At 29.0% G+C, this 7,008-nt stretch carries 5 protein-coding genes; 2 read left to right on the top strand and 3 right to left on the bottom strand.

Translation table 11 applies throughout. The features are described 5' to 3' along the window. The first annotated feature begins 84 nt into the window (after positions 1-84). Positions 85-1,884, top strand: a complete 1,800-nt coding sequence (locus Q0733_RS02070) for a sodium:solute symporter family protein (protein ID WP_298778330.1) — start codon at positions 85-87, stop codon at positions 1,882-1,884. Positions 1,885-2,177: 293 nt separating this feature from the next. On the opposite strand, the gene rpsA is transcribed toward Q0733_RS02070, so the two are convergent. Continuing rightward, entirely contained in the window at positions 2,178-4,019 is a 1,842-nt protein-coding gene (gene rpsA, locus Q0733_RS02075) for a 30S ribosomal protein S1 (protein ID WP_298778332.1), read from the bottom strand. A gap of 245 nt (positions 4,020-4,264) precedes the next feature. Between rpsA and Q0733_RS02080 the strand changes: the two genes are divergently transcribed. Further along, complete coding sequence (locus Q0733_RS02080; protein ID WP_298778335.1) at positions 4,265-4,894, top strand: 7-carboxy-7-deazaguanine synthase QueE; 630 nt, start codon at positions 4,265-4,267, stop codon at positions 4,892-4,894. Positions 4,895-5,112: 218 nt separating this feature from the next. On the opposite strand, the gene cmk is transcribed toward Q0733_RS02080, so the two are convergent. Together cmk and porQ are read right to left on the bottom strand one after the other, a co-directional pair. After that, the gene (cmk, locus tag Q0733_RS02085) at positions 5,113-5,802 is read right to left on the bottom strand and encodes a (d)CMP kinase (RefSeq protein WP_298778337.1); all 690 of its coding nucleotides are present in this window, start codon (positions 5,800-5,802) and stop codon (positions 5,113-5,115) included. 1 nt (position 5,803) lies between these two features. Further along, entirely contained in the window at positions 5,804-6,820 is a 1,017-nt protein-coding gene (gene porQ / locus Q0733_RS02090) for a type IX secretion system protein PorQ (protein WP_298778340.1), read from the bottom strand. Positions 6,821-7,008: the final 188 nt, after the last annotated feature.

Raw genomic sequence — 7,008 nt, forward strand, 5'->3', positions numbered from 1 at the left:
TATCTCTTAATATCTTAAAGCATTATCCAAGAGATTTACATTGGTAAATAAAAAATTATATTGCAATTAATAAACAACTAACTTATGATTAATTTAAGCACACTAGATTATATTTTAATTTTCACTTTTTTTGCGATAACACTTTCCATTGGAATTTATGTTTCTAAAAAATCTGGGAAAAATTCTACTGAGTTTTTTCTTTCTGGTAGAACCATGCCTTGGTGGTTATTAGGAATATCTATGGTTGCCACAACTTTTTCTACAGATACACCAAATTTTGTAACAGATATTGTTAGAAAAGATGGAGTATCTTCTAATTGGATGTGGTGGGCTTTTTTAATTACTGGTTTATTAACTGTTTTTGTGTATGCAAAACTATGGAGAAAATCAAATGTAAAAACTGATATCGAATTTTATGAATTACGATATGGAGGAAAACCTGCAAAGTTTTTAAGAGCTTTTAGAGCACTTTACCTGGGATTACTTTTTAACGTATTTGCAATGGCTGGTGTAACTTTAGCCGCAATAAAAATTGGAAGTATTATGTTAGGTTTACAACCTTGGGAAACTATTATTTATGCAGGTTCTGTAACTGTAATATTTAGCGCCCTTGGTGGTTTTAAAGGGGTTGTTTACACAGATTTTTTATTGTTTTTTGTTGCGATGTCTGGTGCTATAGGGGCAGCATATTACTTGGTTAATTTACCTGAAGTTGGAGGAATTGACGCTTTAATATCACATAAAAACGTAGTTAACAAATTATCAATTTTACCTGATTTTAATAATACAGAAGCTGTTATTACTTTATTAATAATTCCTTTATCTGTACAATGGTGGAGCTCATGGTATCCTGGCGCAGAACCAGGTGGTGGAGGTTATATTGCTCAAAGAATGCTAGCTGCAAAAGATGAAAACCATGCAATTGGGGCTACTTTTTTCTTTAATATTATGCATTATGCTTTACGTCCATGGCCTTGGATTTTAGTGGCATTGGCTTCATTAATTATCTATCCAGACATTGCAAGTATTCAAGAAGCTTTTCCTAATATTTCTCAAGATAAACTTGGGCATGATTTAGCCTATTCAGCAATGCTAACAAAACTACCAAGTGGTTTATTGGGGTTAGTTTTAGCATCATTAATAGCAGCTTATATGTCAACAATTTCTACACATTTAAATTGGGGATCATCCTATATTGTAAATGATTTTTATAAACAGCAGATAAATAAAAGTGCATCAGAAAAAGAATTAGTTTCTGTTGGAAGAGTTTCAACAGTTATACTAATGATTTTAAGTGCATTATTCGCTTTATACTTGCAAAATGCAAAACAACTTTTTGATATTATTATAATGTTTGGAGCAGGAACTGGATTAATATTTATTTTAAGATGGTTTTGGTGGCGTATAAATGCTTGGAGTGAAATTTCAGCAATGATCGTTTCTGGTATTATTTCTTTAGTGTTTTCTTCACAAACAATAAGTAATAGTTTTTTTGGAACCGAAGGATATATGCCAAGTTGGGCCAAATTTCCAATGGTTGTTTTATTAACAACAATTATATGGATTGTAGTTACTTATTTAACAAAACCAGAAAGTAATGAGGTACTTGAAAATTTCTATTTAAAAACTGAGCCAGGTGGGCCAGGTTGGAAAAAAATTATAAACTCAGTAAAACTAAAATCTAAAAAAGATACTGCTTGGAATGTGCCTTCAGGTATATTAGCAATGCTTTTGGGTTGTATATTAATTTATAGCTGCATGTTTGCAACTGGATATTGGATTTATGGAGAAACTCAATTAGCTATAATTATTTCATTTATAGCCTTAATAGCTATGATTTTTCTAATAAAAACTTGGAAAAAAATAAAAGGTACATTTTTCTAAAAAAATGTTTTATAGTTCTCTTTAATATATAATCATACTCCATAAAACTAAGGTTGAAATAAATTTTATTTGTAAATGTTATAACCTTTTATAAAATGTAGGTTATAACGTTTAGAATAAAATCTTTTATAATGCTATAAAAGAGCTTTCATCTTTTGTAAATATTTTAATTACAAAGTTAACATAAATTGTTTGTAAAATTTGTCCATAAAAAAAGCCTTTGCAAATTGCAAAGGCTTTTAAAATTTATAGATACCTACAATGGTGTAGGATTCACAACTAATTAGAAATTATTATTTCTTTTTTGCTGCATTTTCCATTTTCTTTTTTAAATCTGCAAGACCACCAATATCACCTAAGGTAGTTTTTTCTGCATCTGCTGCTTTTTGAACTGCTGCTTTTACATTTTTCTTTTCTTGCTCTTTAAAGATAGACGTATGAGAAACTACTACTCTTCTGTATTCTTTAGAGAATTCTAAAACTACAAATTTAAGTGTTTCACCTTTACCCAATTTAGTACCATCTTCTTTTTCTAAGAATCTACTTGGTGCAAAACCTTCTACTCCATCAGCAAAAGTTACAACTGCTCCTTTATCATTCTTATCTTTAACAACACCTTCATGAACAGAACCTATTGTGTAAGTTTCTTCATGAGCATCCCAAGGATTTTCTTGTGTTTGTTTATGTCCTAAATTAAGTTTTCTGTTATCAACATCTAATTCTAAAACCTGAACTTCTAGTTTGTCACCTACAGTCACAAAATCTGAAGGATGTTTCACTTTCTTAGTCCAAGATAAATCAGAAATATAAACTAAACCATCAATTCCTTCTTCTAACTCTACAAACACACCAAAGTTTGTGTAATTTCTTACAGTACCAGTATGTGTAGAACCTACTGGGAATTTAGTTGTAATATCTGTCCAAGGATCCGGGTGTAATTGTTTGATACCTAAAGACATTTTACGGTCTTCTCTATCTAAAGTTAAAACTTGCGCTTCAACTTTATCACCAACTTTTACGAAATCTTGTGCAGAACGTAAATGAGTTGACCAAGACATTTCAGAAACGTGAATCAATCCTTCTACTCCTTGTTCTACTTCAACAAACGCACCATAATCAGCAATTACAACTACTTCACCTGTTACTTTATCACCAATTTTTAAATCAGTATTTAAAGCTTCCCAAGGATGAGCAGATAATTGTTTTAATCCTAATTGAATTCTAGATTTGTTATCATCAAAATCTAAAATTACAACGTTTAATTTTTGATCTAATTCTACAACCTCATTTGGATGGTTGATTCTAGACCAAGATAAATCAGTAATATGTACTAATCCATCAACACCACCTAAATCAACAAAGACACCATAAGAAGTAATATTTTTAACAATACCTTCTAATACTTGTCCTTTTTCTAATTGACCAATAATTTCTTTTTTCTGTAATTCAATATCAGCTTCAATAAGAGCTTTATGAGATACAACAACGTTTTTAAATTCGTGGTTGATTTTCACAACTTTGAATTCCATTGTTTTCTCTACATATTGATCGTAATCTCTAATTGGCTTAACATCAATTTGAGAACCTGGTAAGAATGCTTCGATTCCGAAAACATCTACAATCATACCACCTCTTGTTCTACATTTAACAAAACCATTAACTACTTCTCCAGTTTCATGAGCATTGTTAACACGCTCCCAAGCTTTAATTACTCTTGCTTTTTTGTGAGATAATACTAATTGACCAGAAGAATCTTCTCTTTTATCAACCAATACTTCTACTTTATCTCCTTCAGCTAAACCTTGGTTGTAACGAAATTCGTTTAAAGAAATAACTCCTTCAGATTTAGAGTTGATATCGATGATTGCATCTCTATCAGTAATTCTGATTACAGTTCCTTCAATTACATCACGTTCGTTTACAAAACCTACAGTTCCTTCTAACGCTTTTTCAAAAGCTTCTAATTTTGCTTCATCAACAGCTTCAATACCTTGTTCGTATTTGTGCCAGTTAAAATCTGCTAAAAATTGTTCAGTATTTACAGTTTCTTCAACTGTTTCAACTACAGGAGTTGCAGTTTCTTGTACTTCAGCAGCAACTACTTGCTCTTCAGTGTTTTTTGTTTCTTCAGACATGTGTCTAAAATAATTTTGTATCTTATTGTTATCCAGATTTTTAACGATAAAAACGCAAAGAGTTGTTTTTATAAATTGTTTTATTTAATTCCTTTTATAAATCTGTTATCGTAAAAAGGAGTGCAAATTTACAAAATTTTGTTGATTATTAAGTATTTAGAATTAAATTATTATTCTTTTTATTCTTGATAATCAAAAAACTACCTTTGCATTTTTTAAAACCTTTTTGGTTGATATTAATGTAGATGGATAAAGAAACAAAAGATTTAGTAGACAAAGGGATAATGCTTCCACTTATGGAAGAATTTTATACAATTCAAGGTGAAGGTTCGCATACAGGAACCGCTGCTTATTTTATAAGAGTTGGTGGTTGCGATGTAGGTTGTCATTGGTGTGATGTAAAAGAAAGTTGGAATGCAGATTTACATCCACCTACTTTAGCAAACACAATTGTGCAAAATGTAAAAAAATACGCTAATACTGTTGTTATTACTGGTGGTGAACCTTTAATGTGGTCAATGGATTTTATAACTAATTTACTTCAAAAAGAGAATATCAAAACACATATAGAAACCTCAGGTGCTTATTCTTTTTCTGGTAAATGGGATTGGTTTTGTCTTTCACCTAAGAAAACAAAATTACCTTTAGCCGAAGTATACCCACATGCAGATGAATTAAAAATGATTATTCATAATAGATCAGATTTTGATTTTGCTGAAGAACAAGCTGCAAAAGTTGGTGAAAAATGTCAACTTTTTTTACAACCTGAATGGAGTAAAAAAGAAAAAATGACAGAAGAAATTGTAGATTATGTAATGAAAAATCCTAAGTGGAAAATTTCTTTACAAACTCATAAATATCTAAATATACCTTAAAACATAATATTTTCAACTTTAAAATGATAAACGATTCTGTTTATCTTTATTTGAAGCTATTTCCTGTTTTCCACTATATCTTTTTTATGCGAAATTTATTTCAGCATCTTATATTTAGTGAAAAACAATATGATTATTTTAAAATTTATTGAATAAAGTTGGCATAAAAAAGGATGCCGTTTCAACCAGGGCTAAACTAGTTTATTCATTTTTAGCCTCTAAGAAAATTTTCTATCTACTAAAGCACAAATTCTATCAAACTGTTCTGTAATTCCCATATCTGAATTATCAAATTCAATTGCATCATCAGCTTTAATTAATGGAGAATCTTTTCTAGTAGAATCTATCCTATCTCGCTCTTGTACATTAAAAAGAATTTCATCAAAACTAACATTATCTCCTCTGTCTAACAATTCTTTATACCTTCTTGTAGCTCTTTTATCTGCAGAAGCCGTCATAAATAATTTTAAATCAGCCTTAGGAAAAACTACTGTTCCTATATCTCTACCATCCATAACAACTCCACCATTCACTCCCATTTTCTGTTGCTCAGCAACTAACTTTTTTCTAACTTCAGATATAGCAGCAACTTTACTTACCAATTGTGATACTTCTAAAGTTCTTATTTCATTTTCAACATTAACTCCATTCAAAAACATTTCTGCAAAACCAAATTCTTTATTAAAGTTAAAAGACAAAGTAATATTTTCTAGATTATTAACAAGCTCTTCAATATTTAAAAAAGCTTTACTTACAAAATTATTATTTTTTGCAAATAATGTAACGGCTCTATACATAGCACCAGAATCTACATAAATGTAATTATACTTGTTAGCTATTAATTTAGCAATAGTACTTTTTCCTGTTGAAGAAAAACCATCAATTGCAATAGTAATTTTATTATTCATATCAATATTTATCTAAATTAATTTGTAAACTAAATGTACTTGCATTTGTTGCAGAATGAAATTTAGAATACGCATAATTGAATTTAATTTTATTAACTTTTAACCCAAAGCCAAAAGAAATACCTCCAAAAGTTCTTACATTTTGTAATTTTAATTCTGAAGATCTTCTAAAGTTATAACCTAATCTTAAATTAATAGCACTTTCAGGAAATAATTCAGCACCAATAACTATATGCCTCATAGCATTCTCAAAAAAACTAATACTTTCGTTAATTATATTACCTTCAAAATCTATAGTTTGTTCAGAAGGGTTTGCAACTGAAATATTCCATTGTTGCAAATTATCAATAGTTAAATGCCATTTTAAAGGAACATATTTTAATTGATAAGAAGCTCCTAAAGACACTTTAAAAGGAAATTCTTCACTGATTCCATTAAAAGTTTTAATTTGTGTTCCTATATTTCTAACAACTATAGTCAAAGAAAAAGGTTTATATGGGCTATAATATATTAAAGAAAAATCAGCAGCAACTCCTATAGAAGTGTAACTACTTATGTTAGAATTAATTAATTTTAAATTGGATCCAAAATAAAAATTAGTCCAAGGTAAGTTAAGAGCATAACCAATAGAAATTGCAATATCATTTGCATTAAAATTTCCAGTTTCATTCCCTTGATCATCAGCACCAATTAAACTTCCATAATCCAAATACTTTATACTTCCATGAATAGTACCAAATCTTCTGGATATCAATTTTGAATATGCTATACTTCCTACATTAATTCCAGCTAAATAACTTGAATAATTTGCAGAAAATTGATTATCTAAATCAACATTTATCACGGCTGGATTCCAAATTGGTTGATTTACATCATCAATCAAAGTCAAAACTTCGCCTCCAAGAGCAACTTGTCTTGCAGAAGTAGATAAGTTTAAAAATTGATAAACCTGTTCTCCACCAACTTGAGCAATTATACTAGTTGAAAAAAACAGAATTAGTAATAAAAAACGAATCAATTTCATAAAGAAAACAAAGAAACAAAGTATAAAACAAATAACGAAAATAATTTATAATATTTCATTTTTAAATTATAAATAATAGATTACTTATAATTCTATTATTTAATAAAACATCAAATAATTATATTTTAGATTTATTGTATAAAAAAACCTCAATTCAAGAAGAATTGAGGTTTATAAATCTT

Source organism: uncultured Polaribacter sp., assembly GCF_947500975.1.
GTDB lineage: Bacteria > Bacteroidota > Bacteroidia > Flavobacteriales > Flavobacteriaceae > Polaribacter.